Raw genomic sequence first — 26,372 nt, 5'->3', positions numbered from 1 at the left:
CGAGAAATTTTAGGAATAAAGTATAAGTAGGGCTACGCCTCTGTCTTTGCCCAAAAGCAGACTCACCAATCGAGGAGTTTTCTTTACACTGTAAGAAAGTATAAATTTCCAGATAGGAGGAAATTCGACGTAGTCGGAAATTTTAGGAATACAGTATAAGTGCAACTACGCCTCTGTCTTCGCCCAAGAGCATGGCTCGCCAATCGACGAGTTTTCTTTATACGGAATTGTTATTTTCGTTTTTTCTGAGAGGAGCGTTGCAGACCTCGATTAAAATGGTTCATATCGACTAGCTCTAAAATATACTCATAATTAGCTATTGACATGTGGAGCGTTTGTTGTTCCTTGGAGGTGAGCTTTCGTCCCTTAAGCTGTTGGATTAGCTTTTGTTTTTCTTGTTCCAACAACTCTTTAATTTCATCATAGCTGTAAGATTTCTTCATGCTGCATGACCCCTTTGCATTTGAATTGGCGGTTTGCTTCTTTTGTATAGATATATGACTGCAAATAGAAAGAAGTACCTGTTGATGGGTTTGAGGCATTTATAGCATTTCAAAAGGGGCAACTTTTCTTTTTTTATACAGGGAGGCTCACTACAAATAAAATCGAAATAGAGGTATGGATTTGCTATAATAACGAAATAGAACAAGCAGAGAAGAGAGGTAACGAATTTGAGTGTACGACGGAAAATTCCGGTGACGCTTGTAACAGGCTTTCTCGGTTCAGGCAAAACAACGTTGTTAAACCGTATTTTATCAGAGCACCACGGTCATCGATTTGCTGTGATTGTGAATGAAATTGGGCAAATTGGGATTGATAATGAATTAATCGTAAATGTGGAAGAGGAAGTTATGGAAATGACGAATGGCTGCCTCTGCTGTACTGTACGAGAAGACTTGCTTGTAGCGTTGAAAAAGCTATTACAAAGCAGAAAAAAGGGAGAAGCACGGTTTGAAGGCTTGCTTATTGAGACGACAGGTCTTGCTAATCCTGGACCGATTATTCAAACATTTTTTCTTGATGAAACAATACAGACCTATTATGAATTAGACGGTATTGTTACGGTGGTGGATGCCTATCATATTCAGCAGCACTTTGAAAAAGGCATGGAAGCGGAAGAACAAGTCGCTTTTGCCGATCTTATTATATTGAATAAACAGGATTTGGTAACAACTTCGCAGCTTGAGGAAGTCAAATACCAAATACAATCCCTAAATCCAACCGCTCAGATTGTGCCAACTGTAAATGGCGAAATCGATTTTAGCTTGTTATTTGGCATACAAACATTTCGGACACGTGACACTCTTGACGTACGGCCTTATTTTCCTAAAGAGCACCTAACGGGGGTACAGTCATTTGTACTGCGTGAGGAGCGCCCTATAGATATGGTAAAGCTTAATCACTGGATGACTGCAGTTGTGTCAGAGTTAGGGGAATATTTATATCGTTATAAGGGAATTATAGCTGCGCAAGGAATGGACAGACGTGTTGTATTTCAAGGTGTGCATACGCTGTTCGCAGCTTCTTATGATCGTCCGTGGAAACAAGGGGAAGAACGAAAGAGCGAAGTTGTGTTTATCGGGAAAGGGTTAAATAAAGTTTGGTTTGAGGAACATTTTCATAATTGTGTTGCCGATCATTAAGAAAGATGATGCAGTTGTGCTCGCTGCGCAGAGTTTTTCACAGCGAGCATACAGAAGCTTAGATATGTTTTAGCATTATTCTACATAATCCAAAGATGCTTGAACACCACGCTGCTCTTTTTTTGTCATCGGAGAGGGTGTATCCTTTGGTACATGGTTTGTCGCTTGCTTTCGTGCTTGCTTCTTTTTTCCTTTTGCCATCATTTGCACCTCCTTGCTCTGTTACATATAATGTAAGTCTTTTCTTAAATCTTTATGCAGCAAGGGGCGCTAGTCAGCGCCCCTTATCTTATGGATTCATAGCTTTCTTTAAAGTTTCTAAATTTTCTTTCATCAATGTAAGATAGTCTTTGTTTTTCTTTGCATCTTCCTCAGAAATAGTTGCCAGATGGTTTAAACGAAGAATTTTTGTTCCTGTTTCCTTCTGTACAACCTCAGCCACTTTTGGAGTCGCAAATGTTTCAAATAAAATATATTGTAGGTGATGTTCTTTTGCCAGCTTTGCGATTTCTGTCAGCTTTTTTTGTGAAGGCTCTTGAGAAGCTGATAGACCGGCGATTGCGATTTGTTTAATGCCATAGCGGTGTTCCCAGTAACCGTACGCAGCATGGGATACGAGTATTTCTTTTGTTTTTGCGTTGTTTACTGCGGTTTGGAACTCCTTGTCTAAATCGCTTAGTTGTTGATTGAGGACTTCATAATTCTTTTCAAATTCGTCCTTATGCGCTGGCTGCAGCTTTACAAGTGCATTTTTGATGGCCTCTGCTTGCCGAGCAGCTAAAGAAGGGTCGAGCCACACATGTGGATCTTGATCGTGATGATGCGCTTCTGTTTCTTCATGCTCTTCCTCTTCTTCAGAGGATGTGATAAGCGGCAGACCTTCGGATGCATTTACAATTGTTACTTTCTCCTGTTTAAGAGATTCCTCGAGTTTATCTACGAACGGTTCTAATTCCGCCCCATTGTATACAAATAAATCTGCTTTTGCGATACTTACTGTTTGTTTTTGCGAAGGCTCGTATGTATGTGAATCTGCGCCTGCAGGATAAATAGCTTGTACATCTACATAGTTGCCGCCAATTTTTTCTGCAAAATCTTTTAATGGAAAAATAGTTGTATACACGGTAATCTTTTCGTTTTGCTGCTTTGCTGTGCTGCTTTCTTTACCACATCCCGTAACGAAAGCTGAGATGATAAGAAAAAGCGACAGGATTATAGCTTGTTTCTTCATAGTAATTCTCCCTTTCAAATGTTTAATGCGAATTATATCGTAACAATTTCGATTTACTAAGTATACTATGGAATCCTTGGATGTGCAATAGTCGAAATCATTACGATTTCAGTCTGCTATGGTGTATAAAGAAGTATGTCATAGAGCGTTCGGACAAGCATATATTGCTAGTATAGGCAATCTGTATGTTAGGAGGATTATTATGGCTTGGTCACGCTTTTTGCGGGAAACGATTGGTGTTGTACTCATTGCGTTGTTTTTATTTTTATTTTTCTTTGTAGATTTTACTAGTTTAGCACATATAAAGGACATTATTCCGAAGAACTGGATGAATGTAAATACAATATTCTTAAGTATTTTTCTTGAAGCTGCTCCATTCGTTCTTATTGGTGTATTTGTTTCTTCTATCATTCAAACGTTTATAACAGAGGAGCAGCTGAAAAAGGCAATACCGCGCAACCCGTTTTTGGCAGTGGTACCAGCAGCACTTGCCGGGCTCGTGTTTCCAATGTGCGAATGCGCAATTGTTCCGGTCGTTAGACGTCTCATTCAAAAAGGAATGCCGCTGCATATTGGCATGGTCATTTTAGTAAGTACACCTATCCTTAACCCGATTGTATTTGCATCAACATACTATGCGTTTCGGACAACCCCCTATATTGCCTATTACCGGCTCGGCTTAGCCTTTGTTGCAGCAGTTATTATCGGGCTCGTCGTGTATTGCCTGTATCGCAATCAGAATGTGCTGAAAGATCAGACCGTTGTGAATCCGCATATACACTTAGGATTTGAAAGCCGGTGGAAACAAATTTTGCAGCATGCTGCTGATGAATTTTTCAGTACAGGAAAGTTTTTACTCATCGGCGCGCTGATTGCCAGTTGTTTTCAAACCTTTCTCGATCGGCAGCTTCTGGAGCAGGTTGCATCTAATCATGTATTGTCACCGGCGGTTATGATGGGATTAGGGTATGTTTTGTCACTTTGCTCAGAGGCAGATGCTTTTATTGCAGCTTCGTTGAACCATACATTTTCGGCTCAATCCTTGCTCGCATTTCTTGTATTTGGTCCTATGCTCGACATTAAAAATACGCTTATGCTCCTCGCATATTTTAAGAAGCGGTTTGTTGCAAGTTTCTTCGTTATTGTAATTGTTGTTGTATACATTGTTGTTCAATGTGCTAGATTGTAGAAAGGAGGATGGAGATGAGTGAGCAAGAATCTTTCCATCAATACATACGGGGGCTTTTACTAATTGGCTTTGGTATGCTGCTATTTAAATTGCTTATGACGGGCCATATTGAGAATTTTATTGCTCCAAAGATGCGTGGATTTACCTATTTTACCCTTATAGTTTCCTTTGCATTAGGTGTGTTTCAAGTGTGGAGTCATCCAAAGCAGCAAAGCTGTGATTGCGGGCATCATCATGAGGAGCAAACAAGGTTCGGTAAAGGCTTGATATATGCTTTATTCCTTTTTCCGATTGTGAGCGGGTTTCTTTTTTCTAATGCTGCATTAGATGGAAGCGTTGCTGCAAAGAGAGGAGTAACGCTAGCAGGGACAACGTCTTCACAACAACCGGCTGGCGGAAATGATGCCGTAAGCAGTTTATTGACGGACGCGGAAGAGAATCCCCAGTTACTACCGCAAACAGCACCTCCTGGCTATTATGAGAAGCTCGAAAAAAAGTTACTTAGCCAGCAGCATATCACTGTGAATGATGCAGATTATATGTCTGTTATGGATGTCATCGGAAAAGACGTAATGGGCTTCAAAGGGAAAGGAATTACATTTATTGGCTTTGTGCATCGTGAACCAGATCTTGATCAAAATACAATTATCTTAGCACGTTACGGCATTACCTGCTGCACCGCAGACGCTTCTGTGCTTGGGATGATGGCCAAAGGACAGAACGTTTCTTCATTGGAACAAGGGGATTGGGTCCAAATTACGGGTACGTTGGGAGATACGATTTACATAGATACGCTTCTCCCGATTGTGTCGATTCAATCTGTCAAGAAAATATCTGCACCAGAGACGCCATATGTGTATCAACAGTTCCAGTAGCAATTCTCGAAACAGAGGCATAGAATCCTTTTCCCTCTTCATATAGTGAAACAAGAATGGGGAAGGGGAGAGACTATGGGGTATTGGTTTGAGGCGGTTGCTATTTTGCTAGCCGTACTAGTTCCTTTAGGCGGTGTTGTTTGGTTTTTAAGAGACTTAATCGAAAGTTTTGGAGATGCAAGCACGATTACGCCCCTTCAGGATGAAGAGACGCAGTAAAAATAAAGGAGTGTCTTTTACAACAGGAAGAGGCACTCTTTTTCTAATGTTAAAAAAGAAGGGTTTTTATTAAAAAGCAGGTTGCTTCCTGTTCTTCCCTTACAGTATACTTCAAGTATCCAATTTGATTCATAAAGAGGGAAACACATGGAAAAGAGAACTGCTTTAGTACTTGGAGCCAGCGGTTTAGTTGGACAAGAGGTCACAAGATTTTTGCTTGCTTCTTCTCGTTATCGATCCGTAACGGTATTAGTTAGAAAGAAATTAGATTGGAAGCATGAGAAGCTGCGGCAGCAGCTGGTTGATTTTGCTGCCTTAGAACAGTACGAAAGCGTTTTTTCCGTACATGATGTGTACAGTTGTCTAGGAACCACCATCAAAAAAGCGAAAACAAAGGAGAATTTTTGGAAGGTCGATTATGAGTATACAATGAGCGCTGCGCGATTGTCTCAACAAAAGGGCGTACATAACTTTCTAACAGTCTCCTCTATCGGAGCAAATCCCAGGTCTATATTTTTTTACTCGCAAGTAAAGGGGAGAGTGGAAGAAGACTTAAAGAAGCTTTCTCTGCAAGGTCTCCATATTTTTCGACCTTCTTTGCTTTTAGGAGAACGTGAGGAGGTTCGATTAGGAGAACGGGTGGCAGAAAAGTTTTTCGGTATTATGCCCTTTCTGTTTACAGGTCCATTGCACAAGTATAAGCCAATTGCTGCCGAGCAGGTGGCAAAGGAGATGTGTAAGGTAGCATTATGGGACATGAGAGGTGTGCATATATACGAATCCAATGACATTGCCAACATGCAATAATGTTGGCTTTTCGTTTACTATTTATAAGGGAGTGGGAGTATGAACAGGTATATATTAGATTTGTTTAGTTTAGTTGTCGAAGCTGCTACCGTCGCACACGGCAAACAAACGAGAAAAGGAAATGGAACACCATATATTACTCATCCGTTTACAGTGGCGCTTCTTTTGCTGCAGGCAGGGTGTTCAGAGGAAACGGTTGCTGCCGGCTTGCTTCATGATACCATAGAGGATACGAACCTTTCTTTTGAAGAAATTGAACATAAATTTGGGCAACAAATTGCTCGCGTTGTACGCGAATGTTCCGAGTATGACAAAAGCAAGGGCTGGGAGGAAAGAAAGCAACATAAAATTGATCACCTCCATACCGTCTCGTTAGAAGCATGCATGGTGATGTGTGCTGATAAGCTTCATAACATTCGTGCTACTGTCCGCGAATTTGAAGCAAAGGGAGACGATGTTTGGGGTCGTTTTAATCGCGGCAAGGAAAAGCAAGAATGGTATTACCGCAGCGTAGTAGACGTGCTCGGGAAAAGGGTACCTGACTTTTCGCTGTACAGTTTGCTGAAACAGGAGGTAGACGAGCTGTTTCGTTAGGGGTGGAACCTGGCTTTAACAAATTTGCAGCGGCTACAAGTATTAGAAATCTTATGGTATCTCTCAGCACCGGTAAAGCTTCTTTGACATATAATAAGGACAAGCTTACACGGTAGATTGGTTAGTTCCTGTTGTATAAGCTAATGATTCAAATAAGGAGATTTATCATGAATCTCACAAAAGAAAATATTGTAAAGTGCTTGAGCAACTGGAAGACATGGGTTGCTCTTTTGTTCTGTTCTAGGGCTTGTGTTTAAAAAGCAACTGCTTGGAGAAGACAGGGAAGTAAAGAAAACAAAGAAAACAAAGAAAACAAAGAAAACAAAGCCGTTGGCGTACTATCTTATGAGCAATGAAGCCTAGCTTTGGTTGTATTGTCCTGATAAATTTTGACCATAAAAACGCTCACGAAGTTAAAAAAGTTTGAAAAAACTCGAAATGAGTTATAGGATGAGTGATAAGGAGATAAGTAAAAACAAGGTTTTCCGGAACTTTATGAAGATATCTGAAACCTAAAAATAAAATAGCACTATGAATGAAAATGGAGTGAGAATATGGATTATACTGCGTATTACGAAAGCCCGTTAGGTTGGATAGAAGTAAAGGGAAATGACCTTGGAATTATATCTGTTTTGTTTGTGGACGAGCAAGGGCAGACTTGTAAGAGCCCACTTGTTGCACAATGTGTGGAAGAGTTGGAGGAGTATTTTCAAAATAAGCGAACTGCGTTTACAGTGCCGTTATGTCCGAATGGAACTGATTTTCAAAAACGAGTGTGGACGGCCCTGCGAACGGTTTCATATGGAAAAACTGCTTCGTACTTAGATATGGCAAATGAGATTGGAAACCCGAAGGCTGTACGAGCAATTGGCGGTGCAAACAGTAGGAATCCCATTTCAATTATTGTACCCTGTCACAGGATTATTGGGAAAAATGGCACGCTTGTTGGGTATGAGGGAGGTCTTTGGAGAAAAGAATGGTTATTGAAGCATGAAGGGAGCTTGACAAAGTAACGTGCAGATTAAGATAATCTAGCTTTATATACTAGAAACACCTGCTGTAAAAAGGAGTTGAATGAGGGTGTTTTGTATGAATTGCGGAAAACCGTGTGACCGTGCTTCACTGAACTGTGAACAATGCCGGCAGCAGTTGTACGAGGGAGAGCAGGAGTTAGAACGGGAGTTAAGACTGTTTGTCGGCAAACAATATCCTTTTTATAAGCGTAAATGGGAACGGGAGCAGACAAGAAAGTTAAAATGGAGCTGGAACGGCTGGGCAGCTTTTTTTAATGTTCTGTGGCTGGGATACCGAGGAATGTACAGAACAGCATTGTTGTTTCTTTTTATGGTAGTAATTATGAACGCTGTTTCATATTACATTGGCTGGAACTACGGGCTTCCGATTATCAACACAACGCCCGCGGCTTTGCTGCTTGTGTTTGTTGCTTGTATTGGCTTGGGTCTTTTTGCTAATCAACTGTACTATCAACATGCGATTCGCCGTATTTATAAGCTAAAAGCAAAAGGAATTGCGAACGAGGCAGCGGAAACATACTTGTTACAGACTGCAGGAGGAACGCGTAAAGTAGGTATCGCTCTGCTGCTTGCAGCAAGTGTTGTCTTATCCTCTATTAGCCACAGGCTATTTCCGACAGACCTTGATATTGTGAATACGGTGAGAAACGGCTCTCTATACAATTATCCTTTGTATTCTATCGGTGAGTCATTTGAGCAATATTTTCATCAGCCATCATGGCAGTATTACCGTGCGCCTGATGGACTAGAGCTCGTTGAATTTCATGGTTTTAAAGCGGGTACTGAGCGGACAAAGATTGTAATTCAGTTTCTTGTCGACTATCAGCTAGGGGAAATTGAACCATATTCTCTTGAAATAAATGGTGTTGTGCAAGAGGAAGCTGCTTTCTATGAATTAATGGACTCAGTATACAGCGTGCAGAATCCATTTGAGTTAGATGATGATTTAGATAAAGGGAGCGAAAAAAATGCATTGTAATACAAAAAGCTGTCAGGAACTCTGACAGCTTTTTTGTATTACCATGAGAAGTAGTCTTTTTTGTTGGTATTTTCAGTGTTTCCGGATTTTTTGCAGCAGCAATCGCAGCAATCGCAGTTCTTTTTCTCTTTCTCTTTCTCTTGATACTGCGGGTTGTACCAGTGAGTGCCATTTCCTTTGTAATAAGGGTTGTAATGAGAGTAAGCATCTTTATAGGAATATTTGTACTTTTTATAGCATTTGCAGTGATAGTCGTAGGAACGATTATATTTATGGGAACATTTGCTTCTGTTCGATCTGTTCGATCTGTGCGATTTGTTCGATCTGTGCGATTTGTTCGATCTGTTTGATTTGTTTGATCTGTTCGATTTGTTTGATCTGTTCGATTTGTTTGATTGGTTCGATTTGTTTGATTGGTTCGATTTGTTCGAGTTTTTGTTTGATCTGTTAGAGCTATTGGACGAACCTGGATCTTGGCTTAAAAATTCTCCCATACCCGCAGCTTGTACTTGTTGAACTGCAAGTTGGATGTCTTGTTTGTTATAATTTTTCATCTAAAATCCCCCATGGATGAGTTTTGTTATAAGTGCTGCTCATCAAATATATTGACTTGCAACTTTCAATATTAAGATATGTACAACCATGACAAGTTGTTTCAGTATTCTTTGAAAATAGTTTTATACCTATTAAGAATGGGTATAGTGTCAACGAGGTGACAGAGTACATACACTGGGGATAGATGTTACTAAAAGGGGAGGAAGAGGGATGCTGCCTTCTTATGATTTATTCATCCATCCTATGCATTTAGTTGAGCTTCGGAGAGACGTGTGGAGTGATGAACCTGTTCCGGGAAAGCTTACACATGAGAAGAAGAAGTACAATATTGAGATTGTTTATCGTGGATCTCATATCCGTGAGTTTGAAAAAAGGTCTTACCATATTGTATTCTATAAACCGAGAACGTTTTATGGAGTAAATGAAATCCATGTAAATTCCGAATTCAAGGATGTCTCGCTTATTCGTAATAAGCTGTCGCTTGATTTTTTTCAAGATATTGGAACACTATCTCCAAAATCTCAACATGTTTTATTAACAATAAATGGGAAGTTTCATGGTGTATATTTGCAGCTTGAATCAGTAGATGAGCAGTTTTTACGGCATCGTCATTTGCCAAAAGGCTGCATTCATTATGCGGTAGATGACGATGCGAATTTTTCGTTACTTAGTGACTTGGATCAAGATGTGAAGGAGTCATTATCTGCTGGATTCGAATTAAAATGTGGAGATGCTCAAAGTGAGGGCCACCTTATAGATTTTATGTATAAAGTAAATACAATCTCTCGAGCCGATTATGAGAAAGAGATTGTGAAGTATGTAGATGTTGATAATTATTTAAAATGGCTCGTTGGAATTGTTTGTACACAAAACTTTGATGGCTTTGTACACAATTATGCACTTTATAGAAATAGCGAGACAGGCTTATTTTATATCATTCCATGGGATTATGATGCCACCTGGGGACGTGATATACAAGGTCGTGTGTTGGAACATGACTACATCCGTATTCAAGGATATAACACCTTAAGTGCTCGTTTGCTTGATGTACCAGCTTTTCGAAAGCAATATGCAGCCTTGATGAGGAGAGTTTTAGATGAACAGTTTACGGCTGCATATATGAAACCTAAGGTGGAGCAACTTCACGCACTCCTTCGTCCTTATGTACAAAAGGATCCGTATATGAAAGATCGGATAGATACTTTTGATCAAGAGCAGGGAGTTATTTTACAATACATTGAAAATCGCAATCGCTTTCTTAGAGAACGTCTTACAGAGCTGGATTAAGCGCAGATATGAAATCTGCGTTTTTTATACTGTAAGAAAGTATAAGTTTCTAGCTAGAAGCCAATTCGACGTAGCGAGAAATTTTAGGAATACAGTATAAGGGCAGGACTCGCCAATCGGCGAGTTTTCTGTACTGAAAAACAAGAGTTAATTTCTAATGATTATGAAAATATAATGATATTATATAATAAAGTAGAAGATGTTGTGTAGGGAGAGGAGGTGTAGAAGGCTGTCGATATTTATGTCATACTATAAGCTGCTCACGTAGTACTTGGATGTAACATGGCAGAGACTGAAGAAGGGTTTTATCTGGGAAAATAAAAAATTTCATGTACTGTAATGGGAATATTAAAGAAACTAAGAAGGACTTGGCAAGATGAGCATTTCATGGAATAATGGGAGAGGGATATAGGGCAGAATGCAAAATTGAGGAGAATTTTATGTTTTCAAATATTGTCGAGACATTGTTAAACTTTTTTATGGATTTGGGTTATTTTGGTGTGGCGCTTGGTCTTATGATCGAGGTGATTCCAAGTGAAATTGTGTTATCATATGCGGGGTTTTTAGTAGCTCAAAATGAGATTAATTTTATCGGTGCTGTCGTTGCTGGGACAATTGGCGGAACATTGGCGCAGATTTTCCTATATTGGCTTGGCTATTATGGAGGGCGTCCGATTGTCGAGAAGTATGGGAAATATTTATTGATTAAGAAAAGTCATCTTGATAAGTCGGAGGAGTGGTTTCAGCGCTATGGCGTTGGTGTTATTTTTTCAGCGCGTTTTATTCCTGTTGTACGCCACGCTATTTCGATTCCTGCTGGTCTTGCGAAAATGCCGCTTGGCAGGTTCACACTTTACACAGTACTTGCTATTATTCCATGGTCGATTTTTTTCATTTACTTAGGAGAACAACTCGGCACGAATTGGCGTCATATTAAGGAGTATGCAGCACCTTATATGCCATACTTTATCGTAGGTGCCCTTTTATTTATTGCGCTGTATATCTTCTATTCTTTATTTAAAAAGAAAAAAGCTATTTAGGCCGCCTTGTGCGGCTTTTTGCTTGTTCTAAAATCAAACGGTTGTCCATAGCTTTGTATAAAAAGCCGTTGGAGGACAATATGAAGGGATCACCTTTTTTACGGGGAACGTTATTTTTAACAATTGGCACACTCATTTCTAAAATGCTTGGCTTTGTATATGTAATTCCGTTTACAGCTATGGTTGGTACGAGTGGCTATGTGCTTTATACATATGCATATCGTCCCTACACGATTATGCTCAGCATTGCGACAATGGGTTTGCCGCTTGCGGTTTCTAAAATGGTGTCAAAGTATGATCAATTGAATGATTACCATACAGTGAAGCGAGTGTTACGGAGCGGTATTACAGTGATGATAGGGATGGGAGTCGTTTCATTTTTACTTTTATATGTATTAGCTCCGGTGCTTGCCGGCCTTGTCATTGATACAAAGGATCAGACAGGGAACAGCGTACAAGCTGTTACATATAATATTCAGGTTGTAAGTTTTGCTTTACTTATCGTTCCGGTAATGAGCTTGCTGCGCGGCTTTTTTCAAGGTTTCCAGTCGATGGGGCCTTCAGCGGCCAGCGTCGTTGTGGAGCAAATGTTCCGTGTATTAACAATTTTAATTGGCAGCTATGCAATGTTAAAGCTGTACAATGGGGACATTGGTATGGCAGTAGGTGCTGCTACGTTCGGTGCGTTTATCGGGGCAACTGCAGGGCTTTCTGTTTTACTGGCCTTTTACCTGAAGCGGAGACGCTATTTGAAACAAAGAGAAAGGAATAGTCTATCGACAACAACGAAATCATTTCGTTCCCTATATAAGGAGCTGTTTACATCTTCTATTCCATTTGTTATCGTCGGTCTTGCTATTCCGATGTATCAGACAGTGGATACATTTACGGTAAATCAGCTGCTTATGCATATTGGTTATGCACAAGTCGAGGCAGAGAAAGTGAATGCTATCATTGGTCTTGTGCAAATGGTTGTGCTGATTCCAGTGTCTCTTGCAACCGCATTTAGTATGTCGCTTATACCTGAGATGACGAAGGCGTTTACTGCCGGAAATCAACAGCAGCTTTACAAGCATTTTACTCGCACGAATATGTTTGTAGTAATTGTAACACTGCCTGCGGCAATCGGCCTTATTTTACTTGCGGAGCCTGTTTATACAATTTTGTTTGGAGTAGACAATGATCCGGTATTAGGTAGTGAAATGCTGCGTTACTATGCAGCGGCATGTATTCTATTTTCCTTATTTTCTGTTTCGGCAGCGATGCTTCAGGGGATTAATCAGCAACGAAAAACAGTAATTGGACTGCTGATTGGCTTGTTTTTAAAAGTGGTACTGAATGTTTTGCTCGTCCCCCAATTTGATTTTGTCGGACCAATTATCTCTACATATGTTGGGTATACGTTTTCGGTATTGTTCAACCTATGGATGCTGCAAAAACATGTTGGAGATTCATCGAGGTGAGGAAGAAGGTTGTATAATTTGCTTTGTTCCACTGTAAGAAAGTATTAATTTCCAACGTGAAACGAATGCGGCGCAGTAGGGAATTTTAGGAATACAGTATAAGTAGGGTTCGCCAATCAGCAAGTTTTCTTTACAAGATAAGAAAGTATAACTTTTCGGGGTGATGTCTAGCTCCCAAGGCTCAAAATGGCAGACTTCAGGCTGAACCTCCACAAAAGGCAAAAAGCGCCTTTTACCCCGGCCCACCCCTACGCTGCCATAAAAGGCGGGCCTTGTCCACTTTTCCTAACTTGTACAAGACAAAGGCTTGAACGCTCCGACCTATTCCTGAGCTATGCTCGCTCTTCGCAACATTAAGGATGGGTTTCTTAGCTGAAATAATAAAAACTATCTATTTTTCACGTGTATCTTATATTTTTCTATTGAAATCTGTTTGTTTGTTGCATATGCTTGAAATGGTGCTAGAAACGGTCTTAATATGATAACAGCTAGGTCGCTTCTTATATGCAGGAGAACTGGGGTGAGCAGAATGCTAAACATTTACTTGTCAGAGGAAAATGGCAAATTACAAGAAATTGATTCTATTCAAAAGGGCTGCTGGATTAACGTCCTTCATCCAACGGAAGAGGAAATTCAATATTTAATTGAAACATTGAATGTAGAGCTTGATTTTATTCGAGATCCGCTTGATGATGAAGAACGTTCCCGTATTGAAAAAGAAGATGATACGACGCTTATTATCATGGATATTCCAACTGTCCGTCACGGTGAAGATGGAAACTCCACGTATGATACAATCCCAATCGGTATGATTATTATGCCGGAGTGCTTTGTTACGATTTGTTTAGAGGAAAATCCTATTTTTGAACGATTTACAAATCAACGTATTAAAGGTTTCTATACTTTTAAAAAGACGCGCTTTGCGCTGCAGCTCTTATATATTATTTCTACTTACTACTTGCGTTATCTAAAACAAATTAGTCGTAAGACGGTGGATCTCGAGAAAGAATTGAATAAATCAATGAAAAACAAAGAGATTTTCACGCTGTTAGGGCTAGAGAAAAGTTTAGTATATTTTGCGACCTCTTTAAAATCAAATAAGGTCGTGATTCAGAAGCTTATGCGAAGCAGAAGCGAGTATTTAAAGATGTATGAGGATGATCAGGACTTACTGGAAGATGTACTTGTTGAAAACAAACAGGCCATTGAAATGGCTGAGATTTACAGCAATATTTTAAATGGGATGATGACAACGTTTAGTTCTGTCATTTCTAATAACCTGAACAGTGTAATGAAGCTGTTAACATCAATTACCATCATCTTATCGCTTCCGACAATGGTAGCAAGCTTTTTCGGAATGAATGTTCCTGTGCCGCTTACACATCATAAGCATGCCTTTGCATTTATTATGGCGATTGCGGCTGCATTATCATGTACAACAGCTGTTATTTTTTGGAAGAAGCGATACTTTTAAGGCCTCTGCAGAGAGGATTTTCTATCACCTTTAGTTCAGTGCACTTGGTGTCTTTGGCATCGGGTGCACTTTTTTACATTGTAAGAACGTAAAAATTTTCAGCTAGAGGTCAATTCGACGTAGTTAGAAATTTTTAGAATACAGTATAAGGGCAACTACGCCTCTGTTCTCACCCAAGAGCAGTGCTTTTTTTATGGAAAAGAAAATTTTAGCCTAGGTCTAGGGTCCCAAAAAGCCTTCAGCGTGGTAATTAAAAAACTCTTCCGTGGTACTAAATATTTCGGGTTTATCAGCTGAAATATCGGTATACGGAGGAGTTTTTATGTCAAAAGATACTAAGATTCTAGCACATACGGCTTGGAATTGTAAGTATTCGGCTGTATTTGCACCGAGGTACAGAAGACAAGTCATGTATGAGAAGTTAAAAAGGACATTAGAGGAATACTCCGCACTCTATGTGAAAGAAAAGGTGTGAATATTATATAAAAAACGTTATATAAAGATTATGTACATATGTTGGTGGGTCTTTCGCTTAAGTTAAGTATGTTCGCATTTGTAGGACGGATGTTTTGACTTATAAGTCATGAGTAAAATCATACATTTTGGGCATACTCAAATACAGCTTCTTTTATGTTCTCTTTATTACAAAATTTAAACTTGACAAAAGGAAAAGGGAAGAACTTTGAAAAAACTTACACTCATTGTAACTACTCTTATTTTTGTGTTCATTGGATCAGGCTGTAATTCTTTTCAATCAATGGAACACTCGAAAGCGGAATACTCGAACTCGGAAGACGATTTTTCTTTATCGGCTGGTGGCTGCCTTGTGTTAAACTATCATCGCATTCGCTCTCCGGACTGGTTCACTAAAACGTTAGAAAAGCTGACTCATAATACAGAATTAACTACATATTCGGTATATACCAATGAATTTAAAAAACAGATTTTGTATTTAAAAGAAAAAGGTATACCATTCATTACACCAGCCGATTTAGAAACGTATGTTTCAGGTGAAAAGCCAATGCCTAAGAAATGCGCACTTATTACATTTGATGACATTGATGTAAGTGTGTATGAACATGCTTATCCTTTTTTGAAAGCGGAGAATATTCCATTTACCGTCTTTATTATTACAGGACAAGTGGGAAATCCTGATTTTGATGGATTAAAAATGGTTACTTGGAAGCAGTTGGAGGAAATGAATCGTTCGGGTCTAGCTACAATAGGAACACATACACATAAGCTTCATTATATAGAACCAAATGAGAAAGCTCCGTTCTTGAAAGAAAAAAATTTGAATTTGTTTAAACAGGATTCTCTAGAAGCGATAAAAGTATATAAACAGCACTTTGGTACAGAGCCTATTTATTTTGCTTATCCATATGGATATGGCATCCCAAAGACTGACGAAATTTTATTAAATCAAGGGTATCATTTGATTTTTTCATTGAATCCTGGAACTGTAAAAGTGAATGATCCGCGATTTTTCATTAATCGGGTGTTAGTAGATCGGGGTGATTGGAAAGTAATAGAGAGGTGGGCTAATAGCTGATAAAAAAGTGGATATTATTGAGATTTCCATTTTTTTACATTGTAGGAAAGTATAACTTTTCGAGGTGGTGTCTAGCTCCCAAGGCCCAAAATAGCAGACTCCATGCTGAATCTCCGCAAAAGGCAAAAAAGCGCCTTTTACTCCGGCCCACCCCTACGCTGCCATAAAAGGCGGGCCTTGTCCGCTTTTCTTATACAATCGTATCTTTCAGCTTAATAATGTTATTCTTCTGAAAGTATTGAATTTCTTCTTCTGTAAGGGAGAAATACTGTGCCAAGTCCTGTGGTTGTACATCTTTCGGGAAACGGCGACGTTTCAAACTTCCGAACATGCGATAGTTATATTGAACCCACACGAATTGGATGATAAAGAAAATAACGCTGAACATTCCAATTTTGTATATAATATTTTGTACATCCTCCGCTTGAATTTGGAAAATCACCAATAATATTCGTTTCCATTCAAAATCTAAGTCACATGTAATGGTGACTACAAGCGTCAATATACTTAAGAGATAAAGCCAAAGAAGTACGGTAACAAGCACCTCTATAGACTTGATAACTAAGGGGCGTTCCTCTTGAATAATTATGCCCCCATGTTTCCTTTTACGCCGCGGTCTGGACTTTCCCATATCGCAAATGTTCCTTTCTTTCTAAAAATGGCCTTTGGAATGGCTCTTACAACGACAAGGGTATTCATATACCAGTACAGAACAGGATACCAAGCGGCCCAGAAGTAATACTTTTTCATTTCTTTATCGTACTTAGAATCTAATGCAATCGAAATAAAGAATTGCAAAATGCAAATTACGGATAAAATACAGGAAAACAGTGTAAACAGATTGAAAATATTTGCAGTTACAGCAGTGTTAAACAAAACGAGAAAAGTGAAAATAACCCATAAGACTGACCAGAGAATACTGCAAAGCTGTTCAACATAAATTAAATATAATCGCCGCTGCCGCCAATCTAAGAAAATATCCCAATGTCTCAATAGCACTTCCACACCGCCCTGTGCCCAACGAACACGTTGGTTCCAAATCCCTCGGATAGTTTCCGGGACAAGCATCCAGCAAATAGCATTTGGTTCGTAGCGTACATCCCAGAATCTTTTTTGAAGTTTCCATGTTACGGCTATATCCTCTGTAATCATATCGCGGTCCCATAGACCTACATCCATCAAAGCTTTTTTTCGGAATGCTACGATAACACCGGAAACAGTCATAATTTTTCCTAAAACACGCTGTGTACGTTTAATGCTACCAATAATACTCGCATACTCTACGAGCTGCATACGCGCCAATAAAGAACTGCGATTCCGCACACGTGGATTTCCCGTTACCGCACCTACACGCTCTCCATTATGTTCGGTTGTAAAATGTGGAATCATGTACAGTAGTGCATTTTTGTCGAGCAGGGCATCAGAATCGATGCAGACGAGGAATTCTCCCCGTGAAGCAAGTAAACCAAGATATAGCGCATTCGCTTTTCCAGAATTTTTCTGAAGGTCAATAAAACGAACATTTTTATGTTCTAAAGCTAATGCCTTTGCTACTACTGCTGTTCCATCTGTACTGCCATCATTTATCATAATTATCTCATAGTTAGGATAGTTAAGATTTAATAAGTGAGCAATTGTTTCCCGAACTGTCTCCTCTTCGTTATAACAAGGAACAAGAATAGATACGAGGGGTGATTCTTTCAAGGGTAATGGCTCCTTACGTTCTCGACGGAAGTAAAATAATAAAGAACCCGTTATCCAAAACAAACTCATGATAACGGGATACCAGAATAGATATCCAGAAAAAAATGCAAACATATTTCATGCCTCCAAACCTCAGGTGGTGGATAGGGGATGTTTTTGTGAAAAAATATTATCTTTTTTACAATGTGAAAATAAATATAAATATAAGTTAATATAGCGTTATGAAGATGTTAGCAATAAAATCTCTGCATGTAAATAGGGTTCCTATGGAAATTGCTTGCATATCATCTTTTCAAATTAAAGGATTTTCCATTCATCGGTTTTCTTTTTAATTGATGTAATTATTCTAAACCAGTATTTTTTATATACTACACTCTAGAAGTCGCAATAGGGAGTGCTTACAGAAAAGAGGGTGAAGAAAACTTGCCGACTGGCGAGCCATGCCCCCCAGCGAAGCTTATACTTTACTCCTAAAATTTCTCGCTACGTCGAGTCGGCTTCCAGCTAGAAGTTTATATTTTCTTAAAGTGAAAAACATCTAAACCATTCGTTAGCTTGAAACAAGCAAAACGCCAACTGGGGAAGGGCCTTCTGTCAAATTTGGACACCCTTCCATGCTACTGGATGGAAGGGTGTCCAAATTTCGTTGCTTTATGCATATCCTTAAGTTGATGAAAAAGCCCCCAGGTTGGGGGCTTTTTCATCATATACTGTTACTACACACATGTGTTAGCAATAGCAAACTGCTCCAATAATAATTAAAAGAATAAACAACACAACGATTAAAGCAAACCCGTGATGGTGGCCATAGCTCATGTTTTTTTCCTCCTTACCTGCATCTACAATATAACGTATGTCGTTTTGCCCGTTTTGACATTGGGTATATGTTGGGCGAATGTGTATTTTTTACGAAATATTGGGTGAATTCTCAGATAAGTATTAGAGCCAAACTGTAAGGAGGCAGTAACCAGGCTTGCAATTATGTAGAAAAGCTGCGATGTACCTTTTCTAGAAACCCTGCTTTTCCTTCTTGAAATTGTTTATGCCGATGCCCGTTCGCACCTGAAGGATGAGGAAAACCAAACAGGCAGGCTTGTTCATCAATCGCATGTACTTTTGACAGTTCAAATAGGGTATCGGAAACCGCCTTTCCGAGCGGAATGATGAGAGTGGGGTGGACGGAACGTAGCTCAGGCAAAAAAGTGGCTGTAATCCATTCCATTAGAATGTCAGAACGTATCATAGACGGATTATGACCTGTATAGTTTTTTTGAGAGATAAATACAGGGTAGCGCAGCATAGAGCACGGATGTAAAAGCGCCCTGTCTTCTCCAAATAGCGATGCTGTTGTTTGAATTCCTAAGTAAGCAGGGAGCCCGAGTTCATCAAGCATAGATGTTAAATGTGTACGCATGGAACCGGCAAAGCTTGCGTGTTGCTTCACGTGCTTTACCCCATCTTCTAAGGATTTGCCGTTTTCTAAGGCCTGTATAACTGCCTCATAAGAGAGCCGCATTTGGGTCCAGCCAGGTGTGATACCGACAATCATAATCTGTGCTTGATTATTAATATAATCAAACGGCGCGTAATAGATTTCCAATTCCTTTTCTTTATCAAGCAAAAAGCGAGGATGAAGAAGTTGTTCTTTTGTGAGCGGTTCTTTTGCTACTTCTTTGATAGCGGGTAGGAATTCTGTTGCTTGGTAAGCTCGTTTCATAAAAGCACACCTTCAATTCTTTCTAAATTTACAACGCATTTTCTGTTTTTTCCTTGATCCTTCTGAATAAAGGGAGGTGTAGCAGTCGTAATGCAACGATATATATATAGTAACCAAGGAAAGAGCTAAAGATAAGTAATACTGAAATTAAGGAAAAAGGGCTGTTGTGTATAGGATAGAAAAAATGCTTTCTTGCGCGAAAAGAAAGGGGCATGTGTGGGCATTATGTATTATATTCGTAAAGAAAACTCGCCGATTGGCGAGCTCTGCCTTTGGGCGAAGACAGAGGCGTATCCCCATCCCTACTTATACTGTATTCCTAAAATTTTTCACTACGTAGAAGGGTCTTCTCGCTAGAAATTTATCCTTTCTTAAAGTATGAAAAAACCCCATCTATGAACGGGGTTCCTCTTATAAAAATATGTATAGAAGGAAGACAGCAACCATAATGAACTGTATAATTGCTTTTGCAACAGAACTACTTAAAAAGCTGATGACCGTGGCAAACGCTACAAGGAATGCATCTTTCATCTCTTTTTTGTGTAAGAGTTCTGTTAAAAATACAAATAAAAATGGGATAATCAGTAAGCCAAAGGGCGGAAAAAAGAACGAGCCGATAATAATGGAAAGCATACCAACACGCTCACCCCATTTGGTACTGCCATATTTCTTTAAAAAGTAGCTATTCGCGAGAAAGTCAGCTACAAACAAAAATACAGTAAACAGCACCTGCAGAATCCAAAAGAGTACAGGTAAATCTGCACGGTCTATGCCAAACTGATACAGCAAAAATCCGACCCAGAGAAGAGGTATACCGGGAATAATCGGGTATACAAGGGCAACAAATGCTAATACGAAGCAAGCAATGACAAGAACCCATAGCAAGATACTCAAGTATCATACACCTCCTGGTTTTTCTTCTTTCATCATAAGGGGAAACAATAAGGGAGTCAAAGAAAACAAGAAGGTATAGTAAGCTGTCAGAATGTCATATGCACAATAGAAAAGGAGTTTTTGCTCACGATGTGCTTGCTGAAAAAAGCCGAAATACGATAGGCAATGGATGGAATCATAAAGAGAAAGGATTGTCTGTAAGACGTACTGATATAAATGCTTGAGGAAATAGACAATGCAAATGGTTTGTAGAATAATAGAAGTATATAGAGGGAGATGAAAGGTGGCGGCAGTAAGATGCGTGTGTTTTCATTTGTTATACAAACGGAATTAGATGTAGAAAAGTTGCAGGAATTGGTGCATACCGTAAGCTGCTTTGAATCGGATACTCTACTATCTATAAAAGGAAGAATAGTAGATATGAAAAGTATTCTTGGCCTATGTACGGTGATGCCTTATTCAGGTGATGAGATCGAGGTACGTACATCCGGCTATGATGAAGAGGAAGCTATGTTAGCTATTAAACGATGGTTTTGTTTGTAGCACTTTGAGCTATTCTATTATTCCAAATGGAAATCTCCTTTGTTTAAAAGGGGTTTTTTACACTGTAAGAGTATAAATTCCCAGCTGGAAGTTCATTCGAAGTAGTAGGGAATTTTAGGAATAAAGTATAAGGGCAACTACACTTTAAGAATGCATAAATTTCTAGCTGGAAGACCATTCGACGTAGCGCGAAATTTTAGGAATACAGTATAAGTAGGGCTACGCCTCTGTCTTTACTCAAGGGCAGGGCTCGCCAATCGACGAGTTTACTTTATCCCTAATCTAGCAGTCGGCGTTCTATTCCCGATAGTTTGTACATATATTGTCAACGAAAGGGTGATAGGATGAGCCGAAGCTATTTTTATGTGAAAAAAGCAAATTTTATAAAGATTATAGCATTCTGTTTCATTGGTGTATTGACTGCTTTTTTGTTTACAGGGGTAATGGTCACTTCACTCAAGCAAGCGAAGTCCTCCTATCTATACAACTGGATGAGCGAACTTTCTATGGGGGGATATATGTACGCCTTTGGAATGGAAAATCATTACTTTACGCAGGAATATAGAAATTTAAATAAAGATTTTTCCATATCGTCATTATTACTTTCTACTGCGACAAATATTCGCTTTAATGATGTAAGAAGCCTTCTTGGAACAGAATTGCCGGGACTTGCTAAATATGACATGGAAATCATTATTGCTGGAGAAGGGACAAACTATTCAAACCTGCCAATTGAATCTAATATCCCCCTAGAAGAGTTACTGCAGGAGCGAAAGGGAGACAGTACGCAACAGTCAAAAACAGAAACTTCGCGGACAGTCAAACCGCCTGCTCAAACAACAGGGGATAAAAAGGTTGTTTTCATATATCATACGCATAGCTGGGAGTCATATTTACCGCAGTTGAATCTGACTGGAGATGCGAATCCAAACAAAGCATCTAGTTCTGTTTCTAATATCTCAATTTACGGAGATCGATTAAAGCAGCAGCTCGAAAATTACGGAATTGGAACAATGAACGATAAAACGGACGTTGGGAAGCTGCTCGTAAGTAAAGGATTGAATTCAAACAGCTCTTACAGGGTATCAAGAGAAATTGTAAAGGAAGCAATGGCAAGTGACCCTGATTTACAGTTTATGTTCGATTTGCACCGTGACAGCGCTAGAAAGCCTGTTACAACTGCAATGGTAAACAATAAGCCGTATGCAAAGCTAGTATTTGTAATTGGGACAGGCAATCAAAATTACAAGAAAAATCTTGAGGTTGCCAGTGCCCTTCATGATATTTTGAATAAAAAATATCCAAATCTTAGCAGAGGGGTCATGTACAAAGATTTTAGTACAGGAAATGGAATATATAATCAAGACTTATCTGGACAGGCTATTTTAATTGAGGTAGGTGGCGTCGATAATACAGCAGAAGAACTGAACCGAAGTATTGATGCGCTAGCTGAAGCGTTCAGTGAATATTACTGGAAAGCTGAAAAGGTGAATGGGTAAACGCAAACAGATTGTTTGCGTTTTTTTATATTGTAAGAAAGTACACATTTCCGGCTGGAATTCAATTTGACATAGCTAGAAATTTTAGGGGTACAGTGTAAATGAAGCTATACCTCTGTTTTCGCTAAGCAATAAGTTTTCTTTATGCGTAGGTAAGAAAGCTTTCCTTAGCGTGTAGCTGGCTCTTATCTCCATGTGATAGATAAAATGCATCTTGTGCACAGGTGAAAATGGGAGCTCTCATAAGTTAGCCGGGTGTTGTGCTTGTATTCATTTTCTTGCTGAAATATCGAACCTTGGGGTTTAATGTCTGTTTAATTGGAAATATATAGGAAGGTATAATGGTGTAAAAATGGAATTTTAAGAAAGAGAAGGCTTTAAAATAGACAATAATTTAATTATGTAAACAATTTGAAGGTTTTTCATGGTCATCAGACATTCAGGGCAAGGAGTACCAAGAAGGTGATACCTTTGGATATCACGATGTACGATACTTTGTCTTTGCGAGGGACAACTATACTTGCCAAGTCTGTAAGAAAAAAGGTGGAATTTTACAAACGCACCATATCATCGACAGAAGCCATGATGGTAGCAATGCATCATCCAATTTGATTACGGCTTGCACAAATTGCCATACCCATGAAAATAACAACTGGCAATTCTCGGTCTTGTAGGCTTGTGCCTACCGGAAATTCATCCCCCACCTACTCATTGGGCTACGTCCTTCTTATTTCTTGAGGAGGGGGGCTTCTTTCCGGAAACTCTGTTAAAAGTATTATTGAAGCGACGGCAAAGGAGAATAAGCCGGAAACATGAATCGAAAAAGAAAGGTGGTGACATTGCTCTAAAAACGTATAAAAACAAAGAGGAATCATTGGAACGCTTCAAGCCTGCGGAGAACCAAGCAAACGATAGCAGCAAGCGGTGAGGCTGGGGTTTATCGGGGCAGGAAGTGCCAGCACGAATCAATCATTCCATTTGTTTTTGTTTTTAGCAGCAGGTGTAATGAGAAGACACTATCTCTTTTCAATCTCCGGCGTTTTACTTGTAGCGGCAATTGCGATGACTCTATGGAAGAATCCTGCTATTTATTTTCATGCTTCTGATGAAGATGCATCAAAGCAACTGTTTCCGAGCTATTGGTCCACTGTGGAAAAGCGTGAGGGGGCGATAGATGTAGTCAACAATCCTGATTCTATCCTCGTTCTTGTGAATAAAGAACGAAAGCTCCCGGATTTTTATGTTCCAAATGATCTAACCATACCAAATGTGCGCTTTTCTTTTGATGGAGATAAAGAAAAAATGAAAATGAGAAAGGAAGCAGCGGCCTCTTTGGAGAATTTATTTAAAGGAGCGGAGCAGGATGGTATATATTTATTTGCTGTGTCTGCGTTTCGCTCCTATGATCGGCAGAAGGCTTTGCATACGATGTACAGACGAACAGAGGGGGAAGCAGCAGCTGCGGCATCCAGTGCTTCGCCTGGAACGAGTGAGCATCAGACTGGACTGGCTGTTGATCTTACAGCACAATCTGTTAAGTTTGAGGTAACGCCTGCTTTCGAAAAGGTGAAAGAGGGGCAATGGCTTGCTCGTCATGCTCACGAATTTGGATTTATCATTCGATATCCAAAGGATAAAACTGCTGTAACAGGCTATACATATGAGCCATGGCATATCCGGTACGTAGGGAATCCACATGCGACGTATTTGTATGAGCATCGTCTTACATTAGAGGAAGTCATGCCGAAGAAGTAACTGGCATATATGTAGAAGGGGGAGAAGCAGGGGATGAAGGAATTGTACAAAAAGAAGGTATATGCTTACATCACGCGAGAAAAGGAAGAACAAACACAATTGCTCATCTGCACGCATCAGGGCGTCCCAGAAGCAGGTGTACGAGTACCAGGTGGAACAGTTAGACAAGGGGAAACACTTGAGGATGCATTGCTTCGCAAAATTCAGGAGGAGTCTGGTTTGCGGCAGGTCTCTCTCGGACATCTTGTAGCCGACGAGCTTATACATGTGAAAGACAAAAATGAATATCAGAAGCGGCACTTTTATCACGTGGCCCTTTCGGAAAGTTCCGTGGATGTATGGGAGCATTCACTAGAGCATGATGGGAAAAATAATGGGTGTGTACTTTCTTATACGTGGATGCATATCGACAAATGTCCTCGTCTTTTAGTAGACAGACAGGGAGCTTACACTCATCTATTGGAAAAGCCATATACGAGGGCAGTTTCATATTAAACTATTGATACGTAGCGGATCCGCTTAAACCTATAAATAAAAAGCAATGCCTTTGAGAGGTATTGCTTTTTTGTGTGAAAAAACAAAAAAATAGAGGGATTTGCCGGAAATATGAAGAATAACAGTATTTTGCTTATTTATAAAAGGAAGTCCTCCTTTTTGCATATGAGTCAGAAGCATAGTTTAATGGATAACATAACATTTTGTACTGTTTGTAAATTTCTTGTTTGTGAGATTCATATACATAATAGGGAGGAAGGTTTGGGGAGAGAAAGGGGCGATGTAGGTTGGCAGGATGGGTCGTATGGCTTATAATTGCAGGCTGCCTATTCATTGCAGAAATGCTGACACTTACCTTTTACTTACTTTGGCTTGGTGTGGGTGCATTGTTCGGTGCAGTGGCAGCCCTTGCTGCGCCAGAATCTCTGTTTGTGCAAGTCATTGCAGCTTCTATTGTCAGCTTGCTGCTTATCTTAGGATCGAAGCGCATTTCGCAGCACTTTCGGATGGGAAAGGGATATAAGGATGCAGTAGATGCTTTAGTTGGAAAAACAGCAGTTGTGACACAGGATATTACGGAGCAAGCAAATGGCATTGTGAAAATTGGCGGGGATGTGTGGAGTGCCACAGCAGACGAACACATCCGTCATGGAGAAAAAGTAAAAGTCGTTGAGAGACGAAGCACTGTATTATATGTCAGAAGGGAACGTGATTCATCATGGTTGGAGTAATTCTATCTATAGTACTTATCATTATTGTTGTTGTATTTGCAGTGCTTACTGTTAAAATTATTCCGCAACAGCAGGTTGGCGTCGTTGAGCGTCTCGGTAAGTTTAATCGTTTAATGAACCCAGGATTAAACATTCTTGTGCCTATTATCGACCGCGTACGTGTGTATCATGATTTACGTATTCAACAAACGAATGTTCCGCCGCAAAAGGTTATTACGAAAGATAACGTACAAGTTGAAATTGATACGATTATTTTCTATCAAGTAATTGACCCGGAACAAGCGACATATGGCATTTCCAATTATGTAAACGGCGTTCGCAATATTACGACAGCTACTATGCGTCAAATCATTGGTAATATGGAGCTCGATGAAACGCTGTCTGGTCGCGAGAAAATTTCAGCAGAAATTCGTCTTGCTTTAGATGAAGCAACGGAAAAATGGGGCGTCCGTATTGAGCGCGTTGAGGTTGTTGATATAAATCCCCCAAAGGATGTCCAGGTATCCATGGAAAAACAAATGAAGGCAGAGCGCAACAAACGCGCTATTATTCTAGAAGCAGAGGCTGCCAAACAAGATATGGTATTGCGTGCAGAAGGGGATAAGCAAAGTAAAATTCTTATCGCAGAGGGAGATCGAGAAGCTCGCATTCGTGAGGCGGAGGGGGTTCGCCAGGCGAAGGAGCTTGAGGCGCTTGGTGAAGCAAGAGCTATTGAAGCCATTGCACAGGCAGAGCAGAATCGGATTCGTCTTCTAAAGGAAGCAGGTTTGACAGAGCAAATTCTTGCTTATAAATCGTTTGAGGCGTTAAATGAAGTGGCAAAAGGTCCTGCTAATAAAGTGTTTATCCCATCTAACGCAGTTGAAACCTTAGGCAGTTTAGGAGCGCTTGGAGAACTGTTTAAGGAAAAGGGGAAGTAAGGATGAGAGAACCCGAGAATTACGGGTTCTTTTTGTTTCACTGTAGGAAAGTATAAATTTTCAGCTGGAAGACAATTCGACGTAGTCGGAAATTTTAGGAATACAGTATAAGTAGGGCTACACCTCGGTCTTCGCCCAAAGGCAGGGCTCGCCAATCGGCGAGTTTTCTTTA

29 protein-coding genes and 1 pseudogene are annotated in these 26,372 nt (G+C 39.8%); 21 read left to right on the top strand and 9 right to left on the bottom strand.

Features of this window, described 5'->3' with window-relative positions; genetic code table 11:
• Positions 1–230: 230 nt before the first annotated feature.
• The gene (locus AAHB12_RS12400) at positions 231–443 is read right to left on the bottom strand and encodes a DUF3896 family protein (protein WP_342045532.1); all 213 of its coding nucleotides are present in this window, start codon (positions 441–443) and stop codon (positions 231–233) included.
• A gap of 246 nt (positions 444–689) precedes the next feature.
• Between AAHB12_RS12400 and AAHB12_RS12395 the strand changes: the two genes are divergently transcribed.
• Positions 690–1,643, top strand: a complete 954-nt coding sequence (locus AAHB12_RS12395; protein WP_446715553.1) for a CobW family GTP-binding protein — start codon at positions 690–692, stop codon at positions 1,641–1,643.
• A 75-nt stretch (positions 1,644–1,718) separates the two neighbouring features.
• Here the strand turns inward: AAHB12_RS12395 and AAHB12_RS12390 are convergent, their stop codons facing one another.
• Both AAHB12_RS12390 and AAHB12_RS12385 read right to left on the bottom strand, forming a co-directional pair.
• Positions 1,719–1,847, bottom strand: coding sequence for a hypothetical protein (locus AAHB12_RS12390; protein WP_342045530.1), 129 nt, complete (start codon positions 1,845–1,847; stop codon positions 1,719–1,721).
• Positions 1,848–1,932: 85 nt separating this feature from the next.
• Positions 1,933–2,874 carry a metal ABC transporter substrate-binding protein gene (locus AAHB12_RS12385; protein WP_129728204.1) on the bottom strand — a complete coding sequence of 314 codons (942 nt, stop codon included), beginning with the start codon at positions 2,872–2,874 and terminating at the stop codon, positions 1,933–1,935.
• 202 nt (positions 2,875–3,076) lie between these two features.
• Here AAHB12_RS12385 and AAHB12_RS12380 point away from each other — a divergent pair, with 202 nt between their 5' ends.
• From AAHB12_RS12380 to AAHB12_RS12350, 7 genes are all read left to right on the top strand, one after another.
• Positions 3,077–4,063, top strand: coding sequence for a permease (locus tag AAHB12_RS12380; RefSeq protein ID WP_129728205.1), 987 nt, complete (start codon positions 3,077–3,079; stop codon positions 4,061–4,063).
• 14 nt (positions 4,064–4,077) lie between these two features.
• On the top strand, positions 4,078–4,938 hold the full coding sequence (locus AAHB12_RS12375) for a TIGR03943 family putative permease subunit (protein ID WP_246040236.1): 861 nt from the start codon (positions 4,078–4,080) through the stop codon (positions 4,936–4,938).
• 75 nt (positions 4,939–5,013) lie between these two features.
• Positions 5,014–5,157 (top strand): hypothetical protein, encoded by a 144-nt coding sequence (locus AAHB12_RS12370; protein WP_165350768.1) that lies wholly within the window; start codon positions 5,014–5,016, stop codon positions 5,155–5,157.
• Between the two features lie 147 nt (positions 5,158–5,304).
• A complete protein-coding gene (locus tag AAHB12_RS12365; protein WP_342045529.1) occupies positions 5,305–5,964 on the top strand; it encodes an oxidoreductase in 660 nt (219 codons plus the stop codon).
• Between the two features lie 39 nt (positions 5,965–6,003).
• Entirely contained in the window at positions 6,004–6,558 is a 555-nt protein-coding gene (locus AAHB12_RS12360; protein WP_129728208.1) for an HD domain-containing protein, read from the top strand.
• A 554-nt stretch (positions 6,559–7,112) separates the two neighbouring features.
• On the top strand, positions 7,113–7,571 hold the full coding sequence (locus AAHB12_RS12355) for a methylated-DNA--[protein]-cysteine S-methyltransferase (RefSeq protein WP_342045528.1): 459 nt from the start codon (positions 7,113–7,115) through the stop codon (positions 7,569–7,571).
• A 76-nt stretch (positions 7,572–7,647) separates the two neighbouring features.
• Entirely contained in the window at positions 7,648–8,571 is a 924-nt protein-coding gene (locus tag AAHB12_RS12350; protein WP_342045527.1) for a DUF2628 domain-containing protein, read from the top strand.
• 38 nt (positions 8,572–8,609) lie between these two features.
• Here AAHB12_RS12350 and AAHB12_RS31775 read toward each other — a convergent pair whose 3' ends face one another.
• Positions 8,610–9,125: a CotG/ExsB N-terminal domain-containing protein gene (locus AAHB12_RS31775; protein WP_446715552.1), complete on the bottom strand. Its 516-nt coding sequence runs from the start codon at positions 9,123–9,125 to the stop codon at positions 8,610–8,612.
• Between the two features lie 211 nt (positions 9,126–9,336).
• Here AAHB12_RS31775 and AAHB12_RS12345 point away from each other — a divergent pair, with 211 nt between their 5' ends.
• The 6 genes and pseudogenes from AAHB12_RS12345 (at position 9,337) to AAHB12_RS12320 (ending at position 15,942) form a co-directional block, all read left to right on the top strand.
• The gene (locus AAHB12_RS12345) at positions 9,337–10,413 is read left to right on the top strand and encodes a CotH kinase family protein (protein WP_342045525.1); all 1,077 of its coding nucleotides are present in this window, start codon (positions 9,337–9,339) and stop codon (positions 10,411–10,413) included.
• 440 nt (positions 10,414–10,853) lie between these two features.
• A complete protein-coding gene (locus AAHB12_RS12340; protein ID WP_129728212.1) occupies positions 10,854–11,453 on the top strand; it encodes a DedA family protein in 600 nt (199 codons plus the stop codon).
• Between the two features lie 80 nt (positions 11,454–11,533).
• On the top strand, positions 11,534–12,916 hold the full coding sequence (locus AAHB12_RS12335; RefSeq protein WP_129728213.1) for a putative polysaccharide biosynthesis protein: 1,383 nt from the start codon (positions 11,534–11,536) through the stop codon (positions 12,914–12,916).
• 529 nt (positions 12,917–13,445) lie between these two features.
• Positions 13,446–14,390, top strand: coding sequence for a magnesium transporter CorA family protein (locus AAHB12_RS12330; RefSeq protein WP_129728237.1), 945 nt, complete (start codon positions 13,446–13,448; stop codon positions 14,388–14,390).
• Between the two features lie 322 nt (positions 14,391–14,712).
• A pseudogene (tnpA, locus tag AAHB12_RS12325) lies at positions 14,713–14,951 on the top strand (IS200/IS605 family transposase); the annotation flags it as partial.
• Positions 14,952–15,072: 121 nt separating this feature from the next.
• The gene (locus AAHB12_RS12320; protein WP_342045522.1) at positions 15,073–15,942 is read left to right on the top strand and encodes a polysaccharide deacetylase family protein; all 870 of its coding nucleotides are present in this window, start codon (positions 15,073–15,075) and stop codon (positions 15,940–15,942) included.
• A 190-nt stretch (positions 15,943–16,132) separates the two neighbouring features.
• On the opposite strand, the gene pgaD is transcribed toward AAHB12_RS12320, so the two are convergent.
• From pgaD to AAHB12_RS12295, 5 genes are all read right to left on the bottom strand, one after another.
• Positions 16,133–16,573: a poly-beta-1,6-N-acetyl-D-glucosamine biosynthesis protein PgaD gene (gene pgaD / locus AAHB12_RS12315; RefSeq protein WP_129728215.1), complete on the bottom strand. Its 441-nt coding sequence runs from the start codon at positions 16,571–16,573 to the stop codon at positions 16,133–16,135.
• Complete coding sequence (gene pgaC / locus AAHB12_RS12310; RefSeq protein ID WP_129728216.1) at positions 16,528–17,760, bottom strand: poly-beta-1,6-N-acetyl-D-glucosamine synthase; 1,233 nt, start codon at positions 17,758–17,760, stop codon at positions 16,528–16,530. The genes pgaD and pgaC overlap by 46 nt, the downstream gene beginning before the upstream one ends.
• 615 nt (positions 17,761–18,375) lie before the next feature.
• Complete coding sequence (locus tag AAHB12_RS12305) at positions 18,376–18,462, bottom strand: YjcZ family sporulation protein (protein ID WP_129728238.1); 87 nt, start codon at positions 18,460–18,462, stop codon at positions 18,376–18,378.
• 163 nt (positions 18,463–18,625) lie between these two features.
• Entirely contained in the window at positions 18,626–19,363 is a 738-nt protein-coding gene (locus AAHB12_RS12300; protein ID WP_129728217.1) for a uracil-DNA glycosylase family protein, read from the bottom strand.
• A gap of 411 nt (positions 19,364–19,774) precedes the next feature.
• Entirely contained in the window at positions 19,775–20,257 is a 483-nt protein-coding gene (locus AAHB12_RS12295) for a DUF456 domain-containing protein (protein ID WP_342045520.1), read from the bottom strand.
• A gap of 297 nt (positions 20,258–20,554) precedes the next feature.
• Between AAHB12_RS12295 and AAHB12_RS12290 the strand changes: the two genes are divergently transcribed.
• The 7 genes from AAHB12_RS12290 to AAHB12_RS12260 all read left to right on the top strand — a co-directional run bounded on the left by AAHB12_RS12290 (position 20,555) and on the right by AAHB12_RS12260 (position 26,200).
• Positions 20,555–20,800: an HPr family phosphocarrier protein gene (locus AAHB12_RS12290; RefSeq protein ID WP_165350770.1), complete on the top strand. Its 246-nt coding sequence runs from the start codon at positions 20,555–20,557 to the stop codon at positions 20,798–20,800.
• Between the two features lie 344 nt (positions 20,801–21,144).
• The gene (spoIIP, locus tag AAHB12_RS12285; RefSeq protein WP_129728220.1) at positions 21,145–22,299 is read left to right on the top strand and encodes a stage II sporulation protein P; all 1,155 of its coding nucleotides are present in this window, start codon (positions 21,145–21,147) and stop codon (positions 22,297–22,299) included.
• A gap of 437 nt (positions 22,300–22,736) precedes the next feature.
• Complete coding sequence (locus tag AAHB12_RS12280; protein WP_342045577.1) at positions 22,737–22,973, top strand: HNH endonuclease; 237 nt, start codon at positions 22,737–22,739, stop codon at positions 22,971–22,973.
• Between the two features lie 331 nt (positions 22,974–23,304).
• Positions 23,305–24,054 carry a M15 family metallopeptidase gene (locus AAHB12_RS12275; protein WP_425455890.1) on the top strand — a complete coding sequence of 250 codons (750 nt, stop codon included), beginning with the start codon at positions 23,305–23,307 and terminating at the stop codon, positions 24,052–24,054.
• 33 nt (positions 24,055–24,087) lie between these two features.
• Positions 24,088–24,549 (top strand): NUDIX hydrolase, encoded by a 462-nt coding sequence (locus AAHB12_RS12270; protein WP_342045515.1) that lies wholly within the window; start codon positions 24,088–24,090, stop codon positions 24,547–24,549.
• A gap of 287 nt (positions 24,550–24,836) precedes the next feature.
• On the top strand, positions 24,837–25,280 hold the full coding sequence (locus AAHB12_RS12265) for an NfeD family protein (RefSeq protein WP_129728222.1): 444 nt from the start codon (positions 24,837–24,839) through the stop codon (positions 25,278–25,280).
• Positions 25,268–26,200: an SPFH domain-containing protein gene (locus AAHB12_RS12260; protein WP_129728223.1), complete on the top strand. Its 933-nt coding sequence runs from the start codon at positions 25,268–25,270 to the stop codon at positions 26,198–26,200. Before AAHB12_RS12265 ends, AAHB12_RS12260 begins: the two co-directional genes overlap by 13 nt.
• The last annotated feature ends 172 nt before the right edge of the window (positions 26,201–26,372 follow it).

Source organism: Bacillus sp. OTU530, from assembly GCF_038440375.1.
Note: the sequence above shows the minus strand (reverse complement) of the source record. Positions and strands in the feature narration are given on the sequence as shown.

Bases quoted from the DNA above. Each gene is read 5' to 3' on its own strand.
- AAHB12_RS12400 (WP_342045532.1), bottom strand. From the start codon at position 443: ATGAAGAAATCTTACAGCTATGATGAAATTAAAGAGTTGTTGGAACAA.
- AAHB12_RS12390 (WP_342045530.1), bottom strand. From the start codon at position 1,847: ATGATGGCAAAAGGAAAAAAGAAGCAAGCACGAAAGCAAGCGACAAAC.
- AAHB12_RS12385 (WP_129728204.1), bottom strand. From the start codon at position 2,874: ATGAAGAAACAAGCTATAATCCTGTCGCTTTTTCTTATCATCTCAGCT.
- AAHB12_RS12380 (WP_129728205.1), top strand. From the start codon at position 3,077: ATGGCTTGGTCACGCTTTTTGCGGGAAACGATTGGTGTTGTACTCATT.
- AAHB12_RS12375 (WP_246040236.1), top strand. From the start codon at position 4,078: ATGAGTGAGCAAGAATCTTTCCATCAATACATACGGGGGCTTTTACTA.
- AAHB12_RS12370 (WP_165350768.1), top strand. From the start codon at position 5,014: ATGGGGTATTGGTTTGAGGCGGTTGCTATTTTGCTAGCCGTACTAGTT.
- AAHB12_RS12365 (WP_342045529.1), top strand. From the start codon at position 5,305: ATGGAAAAGAGAACTGCTTTAGTACTTGGAGCCAGCGGTTTAGTTGGA.
- AAHB12_RS12360 (WP_129728208.1), top strand. From the start codon at position 6,004: ATGAACAGGTATATATTAGATTTGTTTAGTTTAGTTGTCGAAGCTGCT.
- AAHB12_RS12355 (WP_342045528.1), top strand. From the start codon at position 7,113: ATGGATTATACTGCGTATTACGAAAGCCCGTTAGGTTGGATAGAAGTA.
- AAHB12_RS12350 (WP_342045527.1), top strand. From the start codon at position 7,648: ATGAATTGCGGAAAACCGTGTGACCGTGCTTCACTGAACTGTGAACAA.
- AAHB12_RS31775 (WP_446715552.1), bottom strand. From the start codon at position 9,125: ATGAAAAATTATAACAAACAAGACATCCAACTTGCAGTTCAACAAGTA.
- AAHB12_RS12345 (WP_342045525.1), top strand. From the start codon at position 9,337: ATGCTGCCTTCTTATGATTTATTCATCCATCCTATGCATTTAGTTGAG.
- AAHB12_RS12340 (WP_129728212.1), top strand. From the start codon at position 10,854: ATGTTTTCAAATATTGTCGAGACATTGTTAAACTTTTTTATGGATTTG.
- AAHB12_RS12335 (WP_129728213.1), top strand. From the start codon at position 11,534: ATGAAGGGATCACCTTTTTTACGGGGAACGTTATTTTTAACAATTGGC.
- AAHB12_RS12330 (WP_129728237.1), top strand. From the start codon at position 13,446: ATGCTAAACATTTACTTGTCAGAGGAAAATGGCAAATTACAAGAAATT.
- pgaD (WP_129728215.1), bottom strand. From the start codon at position 16,573: ATGGGAAAGTCCAGACCGCGGCGTAAAAGGAAACATGGGGGCATAATT.
- pgaC (WP_129728216.1), bottom strand. From the start codon at position 17,760: ATGTTTGCATTTTTTTCTGGATATCTATTCTGGTATCCCGTTATCATG.
- AAHB12_RS12305 (WP_129728238.1), bottom strand. From the start codon at position 18,462: ATGAGCTATGGCCACCATCACGGGTTTGCTTTAATCGTTGTGTTGTTT.
- AAHB12_RS12300 (WP_129728217.1), bottom strand. From the start codon at position 19,363: ATGAAACGAGCTTACCAAGCAACAGAATTCCTACCCGCTATCAAAGAA.
- AAHB12_RS12290 (WP_165350770.1), top strand. From the start codon at position 20,555: ATGCGTGTGTTTTCATTTGTTATACAAACGGAATTAGATGTAGAAAAG.
- spoIIP (WP_129728220.1), top strand. From the start codon at position 21,145: ATGAGCCGAAGCTATTTTTATGTGAAAAAAGCAAATTTTATAAAGATT.
- AAHB12_RS12275 (WP_425455890.1), top strand. From the start codon at position 23,305: ATGAGAAGACACTATCTCTTTTCAATCTCCGGCGTTTTACTTGTAGCG.
- AAHB12_RS12270 (WP_342045515.1), top strand. From the start codon at position 24,088: ATGAAGGAATTGTACAAAAAGAAGGTATATGCTTACATCACGCGAGAA.
- AAHB12_RS12260 (WP_129728223.1), top strand. From the start codon at position 25,268: ATGGTTGGAGTAATTCTATCTATAGTACTTATCATTATTGTTGTTGTA.